We start from the raw sequence: 19,507 nt of genomic DNA on the forward strand, positions 1-19,507 counted from the left end.
ACCTCTACTCAAGCCCTTCTCAGAACAAAAAAACTATGTTTGTTCGTTGAGAGTCTATTCTTATTACGCTGCTATTGTCGTTTTTGAATTTCTACGTATTGTTTCTACTGCTTATTCTCTGCATAATATAAGGAGATTACTGTTCTAATCTCTGCATATCTCTGGGGAACGTATGAAGCATACTACTTATATTCATGAACATCCAAACTGGACTGAATGGCAATGGTCGGACAAGAAGCTATTGCCACTCGTCAGTCGTGTGCGGATATTACAAGGCCATTTACTAGGAAAGCTGCTAACACTAGGGTTCGATCTGAACGTTGAGGCACAATTAGATGCGGTGACCTTAGAGATTATCAAAACTTCTGAGATAGAAGGTGAGACGCTAAATGATGAGCAAGTTCGTTCTTCAGTTGCACGGCATTTAGGGTTAAATAATGCCAGTATGCCAACGACTACTCGTGAGATCGATGCCGTGGTAGAGATGATGCTAAGTGCTACCTATCGTTATCAACAGCCGCTATTGTTCGATGATTTACTCGGATGGCATCGAGCATTATTTCCAGATGGATATAGTGGGCTTTATCGTATTCAAGCAGGCAGTATCCGTGATGATAGTAAAGGACCAATGCAAGTAGTGTCTGGTGGGTATGGTCGTGAGCAGGTTCATTTTGTTGCACCCAGTGCGGATAGGTTGCCAGATGAGCTAGACAAGTTTTTATTATGGTTCAATACTTCGTCAAATGTGCAAGACGATATAGATTTGGTCATAAAAGCAGGTATTGCTCATTTATGGTTTGTGACTTTGCATCCATTCGATGATGGAAATGGACGACTAACACGAGCACTCACAGAACGAATGCTGGCAAAAAGCGATAACAGTGCCCAACGCTTTTATAGTATGTCAGCGCAAATCCTTAAACAGCGTAATGACTACTACAAAATACTAGAGCGTACGCAAAAAGGTGATAAAGATATCACGGATTGGTTGATGTGGTTTTTACAAACGCTAGAGCAATCCCTCATTGTAGCTCAAGAAACTACAGATAAAATTATCAGTAAGGCGGGCTTTTGGCAGACGCATCGACAGCATGCTTTGAATGACAGGCAGGTGAAAATGTTAAATACTTTGCTGACTGATTTTTATGGCAAACTCACCACTAAAAAATGGGCGACCATGACTAAGTGTTCTATAGACACGGCACTAAGAGATATTAATGATTTAATAGAGAAGGATATGATGCAAAAATCCGTAGCATCAGGGCGCAGTACGAGTTATGAGTTGGTTTTATGATAAAAACTATATTGTTCAAGTCTGCTATGGCAGCAATAAAGTATACAAATAAGCGGTAATAGAGACAACCCATTCAGTGACATAATATGAGTGGTTCCATTATGAAGGTCTAAAATATTCGATACGATAAGGAAGTCTTAACTTTATAAGAGGGTTGCATTTAGAAGGTCTTCTTTGTATGTACAAGGGATCAACATAGAGTCCAAGCTGATTGTTCAAGAGGATAAAAGCGCTTAGACTTTGCTATACATCTACTGTGCAGTTATTGATTGTATAAAATAAAGCAAGATGTCTTATTCCTGTGTGATAAATGTGCATTGTCATTTTAGTGTTGATTTATGAATAATCACAAATAGCTTTTCTAATCTTATTTAATATCGATAACTTACTAGCAGACATCAATCTCATTAATTTATTAGGGGATGACAAAAGGTTTGATGAAGAATAAAACGGCCTTCGACTCTTAAAGTCAAAGGCTGCTTCAATAGTCTAGAAGGTAGTATGTACTAGACACACAAGTACCTAGTTATATTTTACGATGACATCGCTACCCTCAAGCTCTACTTTATACGTGTCGAGTATAATGCTTTTGTCATCTAAACATTGACCTGTGACAAGATTAAAGCGTTGCTTATAAATAGGTGAGGCGACATATAGTACATTTTCATCAGAGCCATCCTCGTTGGTAATAGTGGTGCCGCCAATCAGACCTCTAGACAAGACGTTGGCTTGGCTGAACGGATCATAATTATCAAGCGCAAATAACTGTGTTTGCTTGGTGCAAAAAATAGCCACTTGTTTGCCGTTCACGAGCGCACAGACACCTGTCTCGGGAATAATATCATTGATTTTGCATACAGTGAGCTGAGTCATCAGAAGATCCTTAATAGTAAAATATAAATGAGACCAACAACAAAAAATGCTTTTTAGCGTCTAATATTAATAGACGCTGACACGTTAAGATTACGCCAATTCGGTCACTTTGATTTGCGTCTTTTCGATATCGGTTGCAGGGCGAATCTGCTCTCGCTCAGTGACGAATACCACATTGTCATCGCCTTGCTCACTATTAACAAAATGACGGAAACGTTTGAGTTTTTCGCTATCAGTAATGGTGGCTTTCCATTCACAAACATAGTTGTCGATGAGTAATTGCATCTGCGACTCTAGCTCCTCAGCGATACCTAAACTGTCCTCAATAATGACTGCCTGTAGATACTCAAGTCCACCTTCAAGGCTCTCGCGCCATTTGGATGTACGCTGAAGCTTATCTGCGGTCTTGATATAAAACATGATAATACGGTCGATATATTTGACAACTGTATCCGTATCAAGATCCGTTGCGAATAGCTCGCCATGACGTGGGGTCATGCCACCATTACCACAGACAAAGAGATTCCAGCCGTTTTCAGTGGCAATAATCCCAAAATCTTTGCTTTGCGCTTCAGCGCACTCACGGGTACATCCAGATACGCCCATTTTTATTTTGTGTGGTGAGCGTACGCCTTTGTAGCGGTCTTCTAGTCTAAGTGCTAAACCCACACTGTCATCGACACCGTAGCGACACCAGTTGTTGCCCACACAAGATTTCACTGTACGCAGAGATTTACCATAAGCATGGCCCGTCTCAAATCCAGCATCGACCAGTTGGGTCCAGATATCGGGCAGTTGGTCTAAACGTGCGCCAAATAAGTCGACGCGCTGACCGCCAGTGATTTTGGTATATAGATTGAACTCTTTGGCGACTTGTCCGAGGATGATGAGTTTATCTGCAGTGATTTCACCGCCAGGCACGCGTGGCACGACCGAATAAGTCCCATCTTTTTGAATATTGCCTAGATAGTAATCGTTGCTGTCTTGCAGTGGCGTGAGTTCGGGCTTGAGTACATAATCATTCCAACAAGACGCCAAAATAGAGGCGACGGTTGGTTTGCAAATCTCGCAGCCATGACCACTACCGTGCTCATCTAATAGCGCATCAAATGTCTTAATGCCTTGTACTCGAATCAAGCTATACAACTCCTGACGTGAGTAAGCAAAATGCTCACACAGATCATTATTGACTTCAAAACCAAGCGCGGTTAGTTGATAGCCCAATGTGTCTTTTACCATAGGTGCGCAGCCGCCACAGCCGGTACCAGCACTGGTACATGATTTCACCTCTGCCATGGTATAAGCACCGTCTTCAACGGCGGCACAAATAGCACCTTTGGTGACGTTGTAACAAGAGCAAATCGTGGCGCTATCGGGCAGGTTCTCGATACCCATGGTGGGTTTTTCTACGTTGGGTAGGATCAGGCTTTCAGGATGGGCAGGCAGGTCAATATCGTTTAGAAATAGCTGCAAGAGATTGTTGTAATCCTCAGTGTCGCCTACCAATACAGCGCCCAATAGCCGCTTATTGTCTGCTGTGGTTACCAGTTTTTTATAGATACCCTCAGCAGGGTTTTGGTATAAATAGCTCAAACTGTTCTCTGTTGCACCGTGCGCATCACCGATACTGCCCACATCGACGCCCATCAGTTTGAGCTTGGTGCTCATGTCAGCGCCTGTAAAGGTCTGAGCGTGATCGCCTGCGATTTGAGCAGCGCAAATACTGGCCATGCTATAACCTGGTGCGACCAAGCCAAAAACGGTGTTGTCCCATACGGCGCATTCTCCAATGGCATATACATTCGGGGCATTGGTACGGCAGGCTTCATCAATCAGAATACCGCCACGGGTGCCGATTTCAATACCGCATTCAGGGTTGCTTTTGATAATGCCATCTTGCGGACGAATACCCGCACTAAAGACGATCATGTCGGTATCCAACGACGTATCATCAGCGAACTGCATGGTTAAGTGACACGATGCTTCATCCGACAGGGTATTGTCGATAATGGTCTTAGTATTTTTACCTGTTAGTACTTTGACGCCAAGGGCTTCAATTTTACGCTTTAAAATATCACCGCCAGCAGCATCAAGCTGTACGCCCATCAGTTGAGGCGCAAACTCTACTACGTAAGTATCTAATCCTAGTGTGACTAAGGCTTTGGCAGCTTCAAGACCCAGCAGACCACCACCGACCACGACACCTTTTTTGACTTTTGGCTGCTGAGCAGTACTGAGGATATCATCCAAATCTTTAATCGTACGATAGACATGACAGTGCGGATGCTCGCGCCCTGGAATCGGCGGCACAAACGGATAGGAGCCTGTTGCTAGTACCAATTCAGCATAGTCTATCTGGGTACCGTCTTCCGTGCTGATACATTGATTGGCGGCATCGATGTTTGTGATTCGCTGATTAAGATGCAACTGAATCTGAGCATCCTCATACCTGCTCAAGTCCACTAAGTTTAGTTTACTCACATCTTTATGTTCAAAATAGCTCGATAGATACACCCGGTCATAAGCTGGGCGATCCTCTTCAGCAAATACGTGAATCTCAAACTGATCGTGTAAGCCTTTCTCTATGGCTCTCTCGATAAAGTGATGTCCCACCATACCGTTACCAATCACCACTAATTTAGCTTTATTCATCGTACTTACTATAGTGCTACTCATATGCCTATCCTCAGTAATGGGTTTGCTTAAATACTTTCATCTAATGTCCCATCCAAAAGTCGCAAGTTAATTTTTAGATGGTTCAATGATAGATAGTCGTTAATGCTTAGATGCCTATAACTATTAAGCCCTCAATAATCGTGCCAAACACAATTAATGACATTCAATTATCGAACCCTTATATAGTTAAAAGATATGTAGCTTTACCAGTTTATAAGGTCATGCCAGTACTTTTGGTGATGCTATTTTCTGTTGTAAGTAGTTGCTTAATACAATCTTTTTAACAATTGTTATTTATATCCTATGCACCAAAATAGTTACAAAAATGCACCAATTTGGTTTTGATTGTTACTTTAAAGGTGCATCGCTTACTTTAATTAACCGAGGGGTAATTTAGTTTTATCTAAGCAATACTATTTAATTGGGATGCCTTTAGAGTCATCTAGTACAAAGCGTAGCCCTATTAAAAAAGATGATGTTTTATATCTATGTCAATTTTATATTTGCAGCTGGCACATCCATTGCACTCTCTTAATGGTCGCAACTGATAAGTTTCTGACTCATAACGTGTTTTTATAACTTTAATGTTAGCCATTTGAGGAAATCGTCTATGCCTTCATCGAAACCTGATGTGCCAAATAAAAACAAGCTGAATATCTTTTCTTTTAGCGGTAAAAACAAAATTCTCCATCTTGGGTGGATGGCGTTTTTTTTCACCTTTTTCGTGTGGTTTAACCATGCGCCATTCTTATCTGCGATTGGGGAGAGTTTGAACCTCACCAAAGACCAGGTAAAAACTTTATTGATATTAAATGTTGCCTTGACTATCCCAGCTCGGGTCATCATTGGCATGTTGACCGATCGCTTTGGTCCTCGGCTTGTTTACACTGCAATTTTAGCCATTGGCGCTATTCCTTGTCTCACCTTCGCTTTTGCGCAAGATTACAACACGTTAGCGCTATCACGCTTTTTATTGGGTTTCGTTGGTGCAGGGTTTGTGGTTGGCATTCGTCTCATGAGTGACTGGTTCCCTGCTAATGAGCTGGGTACAGCTGAAGGTATCTATGGGGGCTGGGGAAATTTCGGCTCTGCCGCCGCGGCACTGCTACTACCGACAGTCGCTATTGCGGCCGCTGCCATCTTTGGCGGTGAGGAAGGTTGGCGTTATGCAACGGCTACCTCAGGGGTGGTTATGCTGCTCTATAGCGTGATTTTTTACAAGATGGTACGTGATACCCCTAAGGGTGCTACGTATTTCAAACCTAAAAAATCGGGTGCCATGATGGTGACTTCATCAGGTGACTTCTGGCTCATGATGGTATTTAAACTGCCAATGTATTTGGCATTGGCCTTATTGGCGTGGAAATTATCACCAGCTGGTGTGAGTTTACTGAGTCAGGCAAGTGTCAACATCGTCTATATTGCGTTGGTGGTGTTATACGTTTATGAATTTATCAGTAGTTATCGTTTTAATAAGGAAGTATTTACCACGCCTGTGCCAAAGGCTCACCGATATGACTTTAAGCAAGTCGGTATTTTGAATATTTTATACTTTGCGACTTTTGGCTCAGAGTTGGCTGTGGTCTCTATGCTGCCACTCTTCTATCAAGAAACCTTTAACTTATCGATTGTCATGGCAGGTGTCTTGGCATCAAGCTACGCCTTTATGAACCTCATGTCACGTCCAGGCGGCGGCTGGTTGAGTGATAAATTTGGTCGCAAAATCACACTTTTGATTCTCACTGCAGGTTTGGCCGTTGGTTATCTGTTGATGGGTGTCGTTGACTCTTCATGGCCGATCGCACTTGCGCTGTTGATTACCATGTTCTGCTCTTTCTTTGTACAGGCGGGTGAGGGAGCAGTGTTTGCTGTGATTCCACTAATAAAACGTAGTATGACAGGTCAGTTTGCAGGGATGACAGGCGCCTACGGTAACGTAGGGTCAGTGGTCTATTTGACCGTGCTGAGTCTGGTATCGTATCAGGCATTCTTCTTTGTGATTGCCGCAACGGCAGTGATTGGCTTCTTGGCGCTGTTTTTATTAAAAGAGCCTGAAGGCGTCATTATTGAAGAGATGCCAGATGGCAGTTTTGCTCAAATACAAGTGAGCTAAATTATGTACGAGAGCGTCAAACAAGCGCCTAAAGAGACAAATCAAGTAAGCAGCCATGATGCGGACGTTGCATTGTGGCTGCCTGATTTTTGTACGATGGCAGGGCGCAAAGCTGAGAACCAAGATAGCCTGCTTATAACGACTTGCCTACCTTATGGGTCGTCATCGTCAGCGCTCAGGAACTGTCCCCCATCTTTTACAGCGCCTTTGTTGGTGCTGATGGCTGATGGGGTTAGTGCTTGCCAGTTTCCCAAACAAGCCAGTCAGTCTGTGATAAACACGGTGGCACACCATATCACCTCAAAACTTGCAGAGATAATACAGGCAGATACGGTGCAAGATTCACTCTATAGCTTTGATGACAATCAAATTGCCATAGTGATTAAGGAGGCGGTCCACCAAGCCAATGATGCGCTTTATTTCCCGCAGGCGTATGATCGTCTGCCAGCTTTATTATCAACTTTATCAGGACTGCTATGCATAGGCGACCGTATTCATCTGTTTCATACGGGCGATTCTCGTATCTATCGTATCGGTATCGACAGTATGGTGCTATTGACCAAAGACCATCACATTCACCACGGACGAGACAAAGGGGCGTTGTCTGCTGCTATCGGTGCTGATACCCGAGTTGAGCTGCAACAGTCGGTGTTTACCTTGCATCAAAACGAGTGTCTGGCGCTCATGACTGATGGGGTTTATGAGTCTATCGTGCCCGCAGAGTTACAGTTTGAGTTGTGTGCTGCGGTACAGGCCATGCATCAATCAGTGGGATGTCCCAATCAAATCATCGACCATCTTCAGATAAGCCAGCGCTTATGTGAGCATGCCTTTAGCGAGGGTAGCCATGATAATCTCAGTGTGATCATGCTAGGCATGAACGATGCACTCACAAAGAGCAAAACGCATAGAGAAACCGACAACGGCATTGCTCTTGATCAAAATGTGGATAGCGACAGTAGTCACGCTCAGGATATCAATCACTATCGCTTACCAACGGGCTTGGCAGTAGGGGCACAGATTGATAATTTTGTGGTTAAAAAAATCATCGCGCGTACGGCTCGCAGTGAGGTGTATTTAGTAGAGGATGACGACCAGCATGCATTTGTTTTGAAGTCGCCAAGTCTCAATGTCATTGCTGATGGGCATTATCTACGTGAGTTTTTAAAGGAGCGCAAAATCGGTTTGAGCCTGTCCAAGCACAAACGCATTGGTGAGCCTGCTTATAATCAAGTGGACCCCAATAGCGTATCCTCCCATGATCCGCTTTTAAACAGTGATGTCTCTAAAAAACTGAATGCTACTTTCAATGCGTCTAATGCGTCGGGGCTTTTGCGTTACTACCCAGTGCCTGCCAGCAGCACTTATTTATATCATTTAACGGAATATATTGAAGGGGAGAGCCTACGAGTTTTTATGGATCGTCAAGCCCCTTGTGATATTTGGCAAACTTACGATTTACTCACCAAGATCGGCATGGCAGTCCGTGTGATGCATCGGAACTATCTACTGCACCAAGATATCAAGCCTGAAAATATATTATTAACTCAATCAGGTGCGGTCAAATTAATCGACTTTGGCTCTGCTAGCTCCTCCATATTAAAAGACAGTACGCGTCCTCCTAATGGGGATTTGCACTACGCTGCACCAGAATATTACACCGACGCCCCAAAAGGGATACATTCCGATTTGTTTTCGATTGCCGTGATTGGTTATGAGTTACTCACAGGCGAGCTGCCATTTAGCTCGCAAACTTTAATGAATCCATCTGGCTCACTGATCGTACCTGCCGAGCGCCTGCGTCAAAATCGAGTGCCAGCTGCTAGCCAACAGGCTTTGATGCGGGCGCTACATTCTAATACGCAGGCGAGGTATCAAGCGATTGGCGAGTTCTTACAAGACTTTAATCCTGATAACAGTAATGATACCAGAGATCCTGAACCGCTGATCGTACGCCATCCCTTACTGGTTTGGCACAGCATTTGCTTTATTCAGCTTATTATTATCATATCGTTGCTGATTCATTTTTTATAAAACCTTTTAAAAAGGCAAATAGTACAACAAGCCATTTTATTCATCGCTGCGTGTTGCGGCTAAGGGAGGCTCTTCCTATGTCATTTGATATGTCACTTGATTCACCAGAACCAACCAATGCTTCTTTCTCTGCCAACGTTTCTTCCCCTAAATGCCAAGCCACTACGGGCATCGTGATTATAGGCGCTGGGATGGCAGGCAGTCGCTTTGCCATTGAGCTGGCACGTGCTCAGCAGTCAAGCAGACGAGAAAGAAACGCCGCGCATTTGCCCATCACGCTGATTAGTAAAGAGCCGCAAGTTGGCTATAACCGTATCATGCTATCACCGGTACTCTCAGGGGAGTCGGTTTTTGAAGAGACATATTTATACGAGCTAGCAGAATATGAGCAATTGGGTATCACGGTATTGGCTGGCACGTCGGTAGATGCCATCGATACCAAGCAACAGTGTATTGAATTGAGTGATGGACAAGTCCTAGATTATACCGAGCTGGTGCTGGCTACTGGCTCGCAAGCTCGCGTCATCCCTTTTGCCAATCATGATGCTAAGGGTGTTCATGTATTTCGAGATATTGCTGATGTGCAGGTATTGACGGAGTACGCGCGCCAAGCAAAAAATGGTCTCGTTATTGGTGGCGGGGTGTTGGGTCTAGAGGCCGCCTGCGCTTTGGCGTCTCAAGGGGCAGATATGACAGTGGTTCATGTCGATAGTCATGTTCTCAACCGACAGCTTGATATGCCCGCCGCTCATCTGCTACAAGCAGAACTCTTCAGTCGAAGTGTCAAGCTGGAGGTATTAGCCAACACAGAATGTATTACAGTCAATGATCAACACGAGGTTAATGGTCTGTTGTTAAAGGATGGTCGCACACTGCCAGCAGACTTTATTGTCATGGCAGTTGGTGTCATCCCCAATATGACACTGGCGCAGCAAAGTGGTCTTGATGTTAACCGAGGTATCCTTGTAGATAACTTTATGCATACTAGCTGCCCGCATGTCTATGCGATCGGTGAGTGTGTCGAGCTGGACGGGGAGCTATTCGGGATGGTGGCTCCTGTCAATCAACAGGTCGATACTTTGGTGTCTGTCTTAAAAGCGCCACGTATCTCAAGTCGTAAGACAGCCAATAGTGACTCGCGACCACACGAATCTGAAAATAACTGGTGTCCCTTTATCAGTAAGCCTTTATCTTTAAAATTAAAAGTATCTGGCATCGCGGCTTTTTCAGCAGGTCAGATTGCTTTTGACGATAGTGAAATGATGCAGATAGAGCGCGTGGTCTATCAGCAAACGAGCTTCAATCATTATCTTTGTCTCTATATTAAAGAAAGCAAACTTATTGGCACGGTACTGTACGGTGATGTGAGTGAAAGCGGGTTTTATAGTAAGCTGATCACTGATGGCAGTGACATATCCTCGATAAAAGAAGACCTTATCTTTGGCGAAGCCTATTGCGATGTAGAGAAAATAGAAGCAGCTGAGCCCGAATCTGCCGTGCCAAGTGACGCACACCTAATAGGAGAGGCATCATGAGCAGCACCATCTTAAATGACGATCAAGCCCTCAGTGTCGTACCATCCTCTCGCATTACAACTTACACTGAGGATTTGATCAGTCCTATTCGTACCACTTGTCCTTACTGCGGCGTAGGCTGCGGCGTACTAGCAAACATCGATGAAGCAGGTGTAGTCAGCGTGACAGGCGATCCTGATCATCCAGCAAACTTCGGTAAACTCTGCTCAAAAGGCAGTGCACTGGCACAAACATTGGGCACTGAGCGCAGGTTGACTCAGCCTTATTATCAAGACAAACAGCGATCAATTGCAAAAGGACAACCAACAGATAAGCAGCCTGTCGAGTGGGAGGCAGTATTGGATGATATTGCCAGTCGTTTGAATAACACTATCGCGACACACGGGCGTGACAGCGTAATGTTTTATGTGTCAGGGCAGCTGCTTACAGAGGATTACTACGTTGCCAATAAGTTTATTAAAGGCTTCATTGGTAATAATAATATCGATTCCAATTCGCGTCTTTGTATGTCCTCAGCAGTTGCAGGGCATAAGCGTGCTTTTGGTGCAGACTTAGTGCCTAGTAATTATGAAGATTTAGAGTCTTGTGATTTATTGGTATTGGTGGGCTCCAATATGGCGTGGTGTCATCCTATCTTATTCGGACGGTTTTTAGCCGCCAAAAAGCGTGATCCTAATAAAAAACTAATCGTTATTGATCCGCGTCGTACTGATTCTTGTGAATTTGCCGATTTACATGTGCCCATCACTGTCGGCACGGATACCCACTTATATAACGGACTGCTGCATTATCTTGAGAAAGAAGGCTGTGGTGATAAGGACTATCTTAAGCAGTGTCAGGGTGTCACGCCCGCCTTAGAGGCCGCAAAAACATGGACGATTGATAAAGTGGCGACGGCATGCGGTATCAGTGCGGAATTTGTACGGGAGTTTTATGAGCTGGTCGCTGCAAACGATAAAACAATCACAGCATTTAGTATGGGCGTCAACCAGTCTGCGAGTGGTACCGACAAGGTCAATGCCATCATCAATACTCACTTGTATACTGGGCGAGTGGGCCGAGTAGGTGCAAGTCCATTTTCACTCACCGGTCAGCCGAATGCAATGGGAGGGCGTGAAGTGGGCGCGTTATCGAACCTACTTGCCGCGCATCTAGACCTAGATAACGAGCAGCATCGTCACTTGGTGGCTGATTTTTGGCAAGCGCCGCAACCGCTTGCCGCAGAGACTGGGGTAAAAGCTTGCGATGCCGCTGATGCCATACTAGATGGTCGTATCAAAGCCATTTGGATTATGGCAACCAACCCTGTCGTTAGCTTACCTGAAGCCGATAAGTTTCGCCGCGCACTGTCGGCCTGTGATTTGGTGATTGTATCTGACTGCTCCGTCGATAGCGATACGGTTAAGTGTGCAGATATTGTTTTGCCGGCACAAGGTTGGGGGGAGAAATCAGGCACAGTGACCAACTCGGAGCGTCGCATCTCGCGCCAACGGGCGTTAATGCCTGCACTCGGACAAGCAAAGCCTGACTGGTGGATACTGTCGCAAGTCGCTAAACGTATGGGTTTATTAGGTTTTGATTACCACCATCCTAGTGAGATATTTAATGAGCATATCGCTCTAACTGCTTATAGAAATGATGCTAGCCAAGCTTTGTCAGATAGCAATCAACCGCGCTATCTTAATTTGGCAAAAGATCTTTCGCTAGAGCCAGTAGGGTCGCTAGAACTGATAAAGCCAGACCATCTTGAGCAGCAAAATAAAGACGTAGTTTCTTTCAGCCGTGACGCATACGATGTCATGACCCCGTTTCAGTGGGGCGGCGCACGTATTACACCCAGCAAAACAAAGTTTATTGCCATTACGCCTCCCAGTCACGGCAGCTTACCCAATAGGCATCCGCAACGATTGAGATCGAAAAGCGCGGATAGTCAAAAAAACAATGACAGTCATACGTTGCATCAGCATCACTCAGGGGCGGTAGATCTACGGCTTATTACAGGTAGGCTTCGCGATCAATGGCACACGATGACGCGCACAGGACTTGCACCGCAGCTCAACCAACACGCATCTGTACCAACGCTCACCGTGCACCCCCATGATGCCAAGCAGCTTGGTGTTGACCAAGGCGATTATGTACAGCTACGTCCTTGCTATGATAAAAGCGACGAGAAAAGCGATAAGCAAAACTTATCAATACAGAGCCAGCCGCAGTACATGGTTTCTAGTAATACCACTACAGACAGTCAGGTGCTCGCACAAGTTGCCATCAGCGATAGTATGATCGCAGGAGATGCTTTTATGCCGATGCATTGGAGTAGAGCTTTCGCTCGTTTTGCGCGCGTAGGTACGCTGATTCCAACAGTCGTTGATCCACATTCAGGACAGCCTGAATTAAAAAATTCCGCAATCAGCGTGATGCCTGTACCGATGAAAACTTATGGTAAGATTTTGGTGCATCCTGATTTACAAGACACCATTATAGTGCATCTGCGTGAGACCATATTGAACTCTGAAACAGAATCCGAGGATAAAAATACGCCGATATCTTCCTGTGATACCAATGCAGATTTTGAAATAGCAGACGCATTGCCTGCGTTGCCCGCACTGACATGGAGTTTAAGTCGTCAAACTAATAGCGTTTTGATTACCTTGGCCAGTCCCATAGACAGCGTCGTCAGTAAATTGCTTGATGCTGATTACTGGCAGCACTTCATCCATACCTATCAAACATCTCTAGCCAATGAGTCCATCAATAGTGCGTTTACTTGCAGCAAGCAAGCAAAGCAGCTTCGCTTCGTCTCGACGCAGGTAGATGCAGATAGTAAAGCGATAGATCATGCATCGATTAGCACGTCAAAGTCTGACATACCACGCGATCAGCTTCTACTAAGCGTTTGTTTTGCGCCACAAGTGGCGCAGCTGCCCAGTATTCATTGGCTCAATAGTTGCTTTGCCAGTACTGATGCGATACCAGAAAATCAACGTCATAAGTGGTTGCTAGCAGGTCGTCCAGCGACAGGTTATGTTGATCCAGGTCCATTGGTGTGTTCATGTATGGCAGTTGGAGAGAATATTATTATCGAGACGATTACTAAGCAGCAATGTATGAGTGCCCACGCGGTTGGCAAAGCGTGCCGCGCAGGGACTAACTGCGGTTCATGCGTGAGTCAAATCAATACCTTAATCGAAAAGTATGCGTCTTAAAAACTTTCTAAGATCAGGCTTGCTTACTAATATGGCATAGGGTTTGCACTGTATCTTGTAGGCTCTTCTTTTCTCAGGTATGCCATTGTTAGGTGCAGGTTTGCGCGTTATTAACAGTGTTATTAGGAGTTATTACCATGACTGATTCATCTCCCTTTATTACCACATTGATTGCAAATCATTTGTCTAATACTAATTGTCATACCGCAGGGCGCGACAAGCCATTAGGTATAGACAAAAATATGAAAGTAGGCACGGTACATTTGGTTGGTGCAGGTTCTGGTGATCCTGAACTACTCACGTTAAAAGCACTGCGAGTGATGCAAAAAGCAGATGTCGTGCTCTATGACAGCTTGGTTTCAGAGGATATTTTAGATATGTGTGCGCTGACAGCAGAGAAGATATTCGTTGGTAAGCGCCGTGCCAATCATGCGCTACCACAAGAAGGTATCAATGAGCTGCTAGTCAAACATGCGCTAGCAGGTAAAACGGTCGTTAGGCTCAAAGGGGGCGACCCCTTTATTTTTGGACGAGGTGGTGAAGAACTGCAAGAAGTGGTGCGTCATGGTATTCATTTTGAATCTATTCCTGGTATCACTGCTGCTAGTGCGGCTGCAAGCAGAGCAGGTATTCCATTGACACACCGTGATCATGCACAAGCCGTGAAGTTTGTAACAGCATGCAAAAAATCAGGTGCACCTAATAATGACTATGATGAACTTTTGGACAGTACGCAAACCGTTGTCTTTTATATGGGGTTGAATCGACTAGATGAGATGACCCAAGGGTTAATTGCCGCAGGGCGCGACAGTAACACACCTTTTGCTGTAATTAGTCATGCTAGTTTGCCTACTCAGCAGCTGCTAATCGGTACGCTTGGCAGTATCGCCGAGCAGCAAGCTGAGGCAAAACTACCGACCCCTGCGCTATTGATTATGGGTGATGTGGTTAATTTATACTATGAGTTTGCAAGCTATAATCTTGGGGCGTTAGGTAAAAGTACCTTTATTGACGTTCAAAACGTTGTTAGCAGTCATGATTTAGTCAGTAATTTGGAGGTTGTCACGTAGGATAGAAGCATACTAGTGCCAAGCGATAATAGTGCTTAGCACTTTTATAGTATGTCAGCACAAATTATTAAACAGGGTAATGACTACTACAAAATACTGAAACGCATGTAAAAAGTAGACGATGTAATAAAAAGAGTATGATGCAAGGTACCATGACTTTGGGTACAGTATGAACCGCCCCGGGATTGTCGGAGACTCAACATTCTGAGAGAATACGACAATGAAAAGACAAACCTACACTCCTGAGATTAAAGAACGCGCCGTTCGCATGCTGATTGAAGCGTCGAGCGACTATCCTTCTACATGGTCAGCCATTCAAGCCATAGCGTCAAAGATTGGCTGTACGCCTGAGACACTGCGATCCTGGCATAAAAAGCACATAGACCAAACCATTCCCGCCTCAGTGCAGGCTCAAAGTGACAAAGAGCGTATCAAAGAGCTTGAACGCGAATGCAGAGAGCTCAAGCAAGCCAATGAGATTATACGTAAGGCTGCTGCTTTTTTCGCCCAGGCGGAGCTCGACCGTCCACCCAGATAATGGTTCAGTTTATTGATGACTATAGAGGTAGTTATGGGGTCGAGCTGATTTGTAGAGTACTACCGATTGCCCCGTCAACCTATCACCGTGCTAAAGACCTAGAGTGCTGCCCTGAAAGGCGTTCACTGCGCAGTCAGCATGACGACTACTATCTCAGCGAGATTAAACGCATCTGGCAGGACAGCAAATGCCGCTATGGTGCTCGCAAAGTCTGGCGGCAGATGAAGGCAGATGGCATTTATATCGCACGCTGCACCGTCGAGCGTTTAATGAGTCAGCACGGCTTACAAGGTGTCTGGCGCGGTAAGGGTAAGATTACCACCAACAGCCGTGACGACCAAAAGCGTGCTGACGACTTGGTCAATCGTAACTTTAATGCCCATCGTCCTAATCAGCTGTGGGTTGCAGATTTTACTTATATCAAGACATTGAGCGGCTGGGTTTATACCGCTTTTATTATTGATGTATTTGCTCGCGCTATTGTCGGCTGGAAAGTATCGAATCGTATGAACACGGATATGGTAATGGCGGCATTAAATCAAGCGATAACAGATAGAAACAATCCCAAAGATGTCATTCATCACAGTGATCGAGGGGTTCAGTACTTATCTATTCGCTATACCGATAAGATGACGGACTCTGGCGTGATTGCTTCTGTTGGTACAACAGGCGATTCATACGACAATGCATTGGCTGAAACGGTCAATGGGCTTTACAAGTCTGAGGTGATTCATTATTTAAAGCAGAACTGGACTGGTGTGAACGATGTTGAACTGGCAACCCTTGAGTGGGTGGATTGGTTCAACAAGAAGCGTCTACATAGCACGATTGGATATGTGTCACCCTTTGAGTTTGAAAAGCGGTATTATGATAATTTAACCCTGTCAGGCATCGCTGCCTGACTCAAGTAGATCAGCTTCCGATATAGTCGGGGCGGTTCAGTAAGAGTGAGTTCAGCAGACTGGTATAAGTGGTTCCATTATACCAGTCTGTTTTAAGTAGTCTATTAATAGTTTTAAAAGGTGAGTTGGCTGGTTCCGCTGGGGTATAGCTTTTGAAACCATTTTTCTTTATATTGTCACTTAGACAGGCTGGGCATTTGATGTATAGTGTCATTTGCATTTCACTATTTATCAATTTCTCAGCCTGTTTTTTTCCAGCCTACTTTTTGAACCACCACCCGGATATAAATGTAGCTATGAATAAAACAACTTTTAAAATATCGAAGATGGACTGCCCTTCGGAGGAAAACCTAATCCGAATGAAATTAGAGGGCCACTCGAATATTGAACATCTTGAGTTCGACATTCCTAACCGTCAATTAACTGTGTTTCATCATGACAATATAGAAGGGATAGAGACTGCTATTCATGACCTAAAATTAGGAGACACCCTACTCTCGACCGAAACCATTGACCCCTCTGATCCCAACAATAATTTTAAAATTGATGCTGACTCTAGTCACAAAAAAGATGCTGAGCAAAGAAAGCTACTATGGATAGTGCTGGTCATTAACTTTGCTTTCTTTATTATTGAAATGAGCACGGGACTGATTTCTCGTTCGATGGGGTTGGTCGCCGACAGCTTAGATATGTTAGCAGATAGCTTCGTGTACGGAATTAGCTTATTTGCGGTCGGTGGAACGGTCATTAAGAAAAAACGGATTGCTAGAATTGCCGGATATTTTCAAATTACGCTAGCGATTCTTGGTTTTTTAGAAGTACTAAGACGTTTCTTTGGCAATGAGCAGTTACCTGACTTTTCTACCATGATAGTCATATCGATTCTTGCGCTAATTGCAAACTTGATTTGCCTCTATTTACTACAAAAATCGAAAAGCAAAAAAGAAGAAGCCCATATGCAAGCCAGTATGATTTTCACTTCAAACGATGTGATTATCAATTTAGGGGTAATTGTTGCAGGGATTTTGGTTAATTGGTTACACTCTAGTACGCCTGATTTGATTATTGGTAGCATCGTATTTGCTTTAGTTATTCAGGGCGCCTTTAGAATATTGAAGTTGAGTAAGTAGCCAAGCCTAATAACTGAAGCAAATAGCTCAAGTAAGTAGCTTAATTAAACCGCTAAGTGTAAAGTAACTGGGTTTGAAGCAAATAAACATCATAAGGATATGAGACCTCAAGCAATGATTGAACAAACTTTAAATCTAGTCACCACCAAAGACCATCAGCAAGTTGCCGTTTGGCGAATAATAGATGATGAAGTCTTTGATAAGAATCTGGTGGTGGTCAACTAATTTAGGACACTAATAAAATTCAAACCTACATCGCCATTACTTATAACCCTGAGTCGAGAACGGATAATAATTATAAGCGTTGGGGCAACTTTTATGACCGCCAAGATCTGTTAGTAGGTGACGAGTTGTGTCAGGTGGTTAATTTTCAGAGACCTTCCTAAATTTTGTGTAAGTATTTAATCTAAACGTCAGTTACACAGAATCTGGGATGGTCTCTTCAAGTCCTCACTAGCGCACCGATCATAGATAGAATATCTATGGTAAGTACATCATGAAGTACACTGTGGCTATCTCAGCAAGTTGAAACCTTAATACCATTAGCTCACAGCCAAAGATTCAAGTCCTCACTAGGGTGCCGTCATTATTATCTTAATATCTTGTTAACTCATCGATTTTTATAGTTCATAAAATCCAAGCATCGTAGTATGAAAATAGTTAATATTTGGCCATCAATAACTCTACAGTAACCTCAAAATGATACTCATCTTTGATCGCAATATTTACTTTGCCTTTATGGGCATTGGCGATAGCCCGAACGATAGACAATCCTAGTCCTGTCCCTGAATGTTGACTGCTTGTCTTATCATGACGATAGAATCGCTCAAATAATTTATCGGCCGCGCTTTGATTTAGCGGTTTGTCTAAGCGGTTAGTCAAGGCGATTTTTAATAATGATTGTTTTGAGGATAGAGGATCTTCTTTTGAGTTCTCAAGAGTCATATCTGAGGTAATGATGGTAGCTGATATTGTGATAGTACTGGCACTAGCGGCGTAATAGATGGCATTTGACAGCAGATTAGCAAATAACCGCTGCAGCAAACCTTCATCACCTAGTACTGTCGCAAATACACCCGATTTTACAAAAGTTATCTCACGATCCTCGGCAAGCATTTCATAGTAGTCGATCAGCTTTGTGATTAGACCCTCGGTATCTACGTTACTAACTTGCGAGTCGCTTAATCCTTTTTGAGTTTTTGCCAGTAGCAACATATTGTTTATCATAGCCGACAGCTGCTCTAACGTATCATGCTGATGATGTAGCTGCTCAATGTATTCATCGCCAGCTCTTGGCTTAGTTAACATGACCTGCGTTTGTGTACTAAGCGTCGCTATTGGCGTACGTAGCTCATGAGCGATATTGTCTGAAAATCGTGACAAAGATTCAAAGTTGCTTTCAAGCTTGACCATCATCGAATTATAAGACTCTGCTAGTGGCCGCAGTTCTAACGGCATATCGTCAACCCCAACTCTTTCGTCTAACCTTTGGAGGTTTATGCCTTTCATTTTTTGTACGATAGTGGCCAGAGGAGCAAAACCCCAATAAACACTTAATGCCGCTACTGAAACTAATAATAAGGTGATGGCAGTAAGTATCAAGCTCAGCTGGCGATTGAACTGGATAAGATATTGATGATGCACATCGATAGGTAATGCAATAAACGCCAAAACCTCTTGATTTGGAATAATAATTGCTCGGTAATGCCTATTATTTATCTTGATCATAAACTGCTGATCGTGATGATCCTGCCATAGTGATAACAAGCTAAAATCGGGCGGTAAATTATGAATGAAATTACTAGGGTCACTGGATAATAATTTGCCTTTTTTATCTGCTACTAAGGTTTTTAAATCATAATCTAGCCAAGAGGAATGCAAGTGATTGTCATTAATGAGTGATTGGGACTTTGACACTGTGAATGGTTCTATGTGATCGTTAACATCAATCATGCGTTTGCGCAGGTTAAAAGCCGCATGGGTGATAATCTCTGAGTCCATTTGCTCAAAGTGTCCACTCACAGAGCGCTGCACCCACGCATAGATGATGACCTGAGAGATGATAACGAAGACTGTCAATAAGAAAATAGTTCGCCATAGCAATGACCAGCGCCGATTTTTGAGTTTATAGTTCAT

The 19,507-nt window shown here is 43.9% G+C and carries 11 protein-coding genes, 1 pseudogene and 1 other annotated feature; of the genes and pseudogenes, 8 read left to right on the plus strand and 4 right to left on the minus strand.

Features of this window, described 5'->3' with window-relative positions:
* The first annotated feature begins 172 nt into the window (after positions 1 to 172).
* Positions 173 to 1,294 carry a Fic family protein gene (locus tag AC5JPO_RS12435; RefSeq protein WP_201559462.1) on the plus strand — a complete coding sequence of 374 codons (1,122 nt, stop codon included), beginning with the start codon at positions 173 to 175 and terminating at the stop codon, positions 1,292 to 1,294.
* A gap of 522 nt (positions 1,295 to 1,816) precedes the next feature.
* Here AC5JPO_RS12435 and nirD read toward each other — a convergent pair.
* Positions 1,817 to 2,167: a nitrite reductase small subunit NirD gene (gene nirD, locus AC5JPO_RS12440; protein ID WP_238036651.1), complete on the minus strand. Its 351-nt coding sequence runs from the start codon at positions 2,165 to 2,167 to the stop codon at positions 1,817 to 1,819.
* A gap of 90 nt (positions 2,168 to 2,257) precedes the next feature.
* Complete coding sequence (nirB, locus tag AC5JPO_RS12445; RefSeq protein WP_493853986.1) at positions 2,258 to 4,843, minus strand: nitrite reductase large subunit NirB; 2,586 nt, start codon at positions 4,841 to 4,843, stop codon at positions 2,258 to 2,260.
* 610 nt (positions 4,844 to 5,453) lie between these two features.
* Between nirB and AC5JPO_RS12450 the strand changes: the two genes are divergently transcribed.
* From AC5JPO_RS12450 to AC5JPO_RS12475, 6 genes are all read left to right on the plus strand, one after another.
* Positions 5,454 to 6,956, plus strand: coding sequence for a NarK family nitrate/nitrite MFS transporter (locus AC5JPO_RS12450; RefSeq protein WP_493853987.1), 1,503 nt, complete (start codon positions 5,454 to 5,456; stop codon positions 6,954 to 6,956).
* 3 nt (positions 6,957 to 6,959) lie between these two features.
* Entirely contained in the window at positions 6,960 to 8,990 is a 2,031-nt protein-coding gene (locus AC5JPO_RS12455) for a bifunctional protein-serine/threonine kinase/phosphatase (RefSeq protein ID WP_493853988.1), read from the plus strand.
* Positions 8,991 to 9,067: 77 nt separating this feature from the next.
* Complete coding sequence (locus AC5JPO_RS12460; protein WP_493853989.1) at positions 9,068 to 10,525, plus strand: NAD(P)/FAD-dependent oxidoreductase; 1,458 nt, start codon at positions 9,068 to 9,070, stop codon at positions 10,523 to 10,525.
* Positions 10,522 to 13,731 carry a molybdopterin-dependent oxidoreductase gene (locus tag AC5JPO_RS12465; RefSeq protein WP_493853990.1) on the plus strand — a complete coding sequence of 1,070 codons (3,210 nt, stop codon included), beginning with the start codon at positions 10,522 to 10,524 and terminating at the stop codon, positions 13,729 to 13,731. The genes AC5JPO_RS12460 and AC5JPO_RS12465 overlap by 4 nt, the downstream gene beginning before the upstream one ends.
* Before the next feature lie 137 nt (positions 13,732 to 13,868).
* A complete protein-coding gene (gene cobA / locus AC5JPO_RS12470) occupies positions 13,869 to 14,801 on the plus strand; it encodes a uroporphyrinogen-III C-methyltransferase (RefSeq protein WP_443527140.1) in 933 nt (310 codons plus the stop codon).
* 220 nt (positions 14,802 to 15,021) lie between these two features.
* A protein-coding gene (locus AC5JPO_RS12475) for an IS3 family transposase (protein WP_493853537.1) occupies positions 15,022 to 16,241 on the plus strand; the annotation gives its coding sequence in 2 pieces (ribosomal slippage) (positions 15,022 to 15,298 and positions 15,298 to 16,241; 1,221 coding nt in all).
* Positions 15,297 to 15,413 (plus strand) — a sequence feature (AL1L pseudoknot). (Overlaps the previous gene by 117 nt.)
* 145 nt (positions 16,242 to 16,386) lie before the next feature.
* On the opposite strand, the pseudogene AC5JPO_RS12480 reads toward AC5JPO_RS12475, so the two are convergent.
* Positions 16,387 to 16,461: pseudogene (locus tag AC5JPO_RS12480) on the minus strand (IS1 family transposase); the annotation flags it as partial.
* 76 nt (positions 16,462 to 16,537) lie between these two features.
* On the opposite strand from AC5JPO_RS12480, the gene AC5JPO_RS12485 reads away from it, so the two are divergent.
* Positions 16,538 to 17,371 carry a cation efflux transmembrane domain-containing protein gene (locus AC5JPO_RS12485; protein ID WP_493853514.1) on the plus strand — a complete coding sequence of 278 codons (834 nt, stop codon included), beginning with the start codon at positions 16,538 to 16,540 and terminating at the stop codon, positions 17,369 to 17,371.
* Positions 17,372 to 18,031: 660 nt separating this feature from the next.
* Here the strand turns inward: AC5JPO_RS12485 and AC5JPO_RS12490 are convergent.
* Positions 18,032 to 19,507, minus strand: a complete 1,476-nt coding sequence (locus tag AC5JPO_RS12490; protein WP_493853991.1) for an ATP-binding protein — start codon at positions 19,505 to 19,507, stop codon at positions 18,032 to 18,034.

Source organism: Psychrobacter sp. H25 (assembly GCF_059076335.1).

What these genes read in the sequence shown, in the direction of transcription:
- AC5JPO_RS12435 (WP_201559462.1), top strand. Translation starts at nt 173, where the DNA reads ATGAAGCATACTACTTATATTCATGAACATCCAAACTGGACTGAATGG.
- nirD (WP_238036651.1), bottom strand. Translation starts at nt 2,167, where the DNA reads ATGACTCAGCTCACTGTATGCAAAATCAATGATATTATTCCCGAGACA.
- nirB (WP_493853986.1), bottom strand. Translation starts at nt 4,843, where the DNA reads ATGAGTAGCACTATAGTAAGTACGATGAATAAAGCTAAATTAGTGGTG.
- AC5JPO_RS12450 (WP_493853987.1), top strand. Translation starts at nt 5,454, where the DNA reads ATGCCTTCATCGAAACCTGATGTGCCAAATAAAAACAAGCTGAATATC.
- AC5JPO_RS12455 (WP_493853988.1), top strand. Translation starts at nt 6,960, where the DNA reads ATGTACGAGAGCGTCAAACAAGCGCCTAAAGAGACAAATCAAGTAAGC.
- AC5JPO_RS12460 (WP_493853989.1), top strand. Translation starts at nt 9,068, where the DNA reads ATGTCATTTGATATGTCACTTGATTCACCAGAACCAACCAATGCTTCT.
- AC5JPO_RS12465 (WP_493853990.1), top strand. Translation starts at nt 10,522, where the DNA reads ATGAGCAGCACCATCTTAAATGACGATCAAGCCCTCAGTGTCGTACCA.
- cobA (WP_443527140.1), top strand. Translation starts at nt 13,869, where the DNA reads ATGACTGATTCATCTCCCTTTATTACCACATTGATTGCAAATCATTTG.
- AC5JPO_RS12485 (WP_493853514.1), top strand. Translation starts at nt 16,538, where the DNA reads ATGAATAAAACAACTTTTAAAATATCGAAGATGGACTGCCCTTCGGAG.
- AC5JPO_RS12490 (WP_493853991.1), bottom strand. Translation starts at nt 19,507, where the DNA reads ATGAACTATAAACTCAAAAATCGGCGCTGGTCATTGCTATGGCGAACT.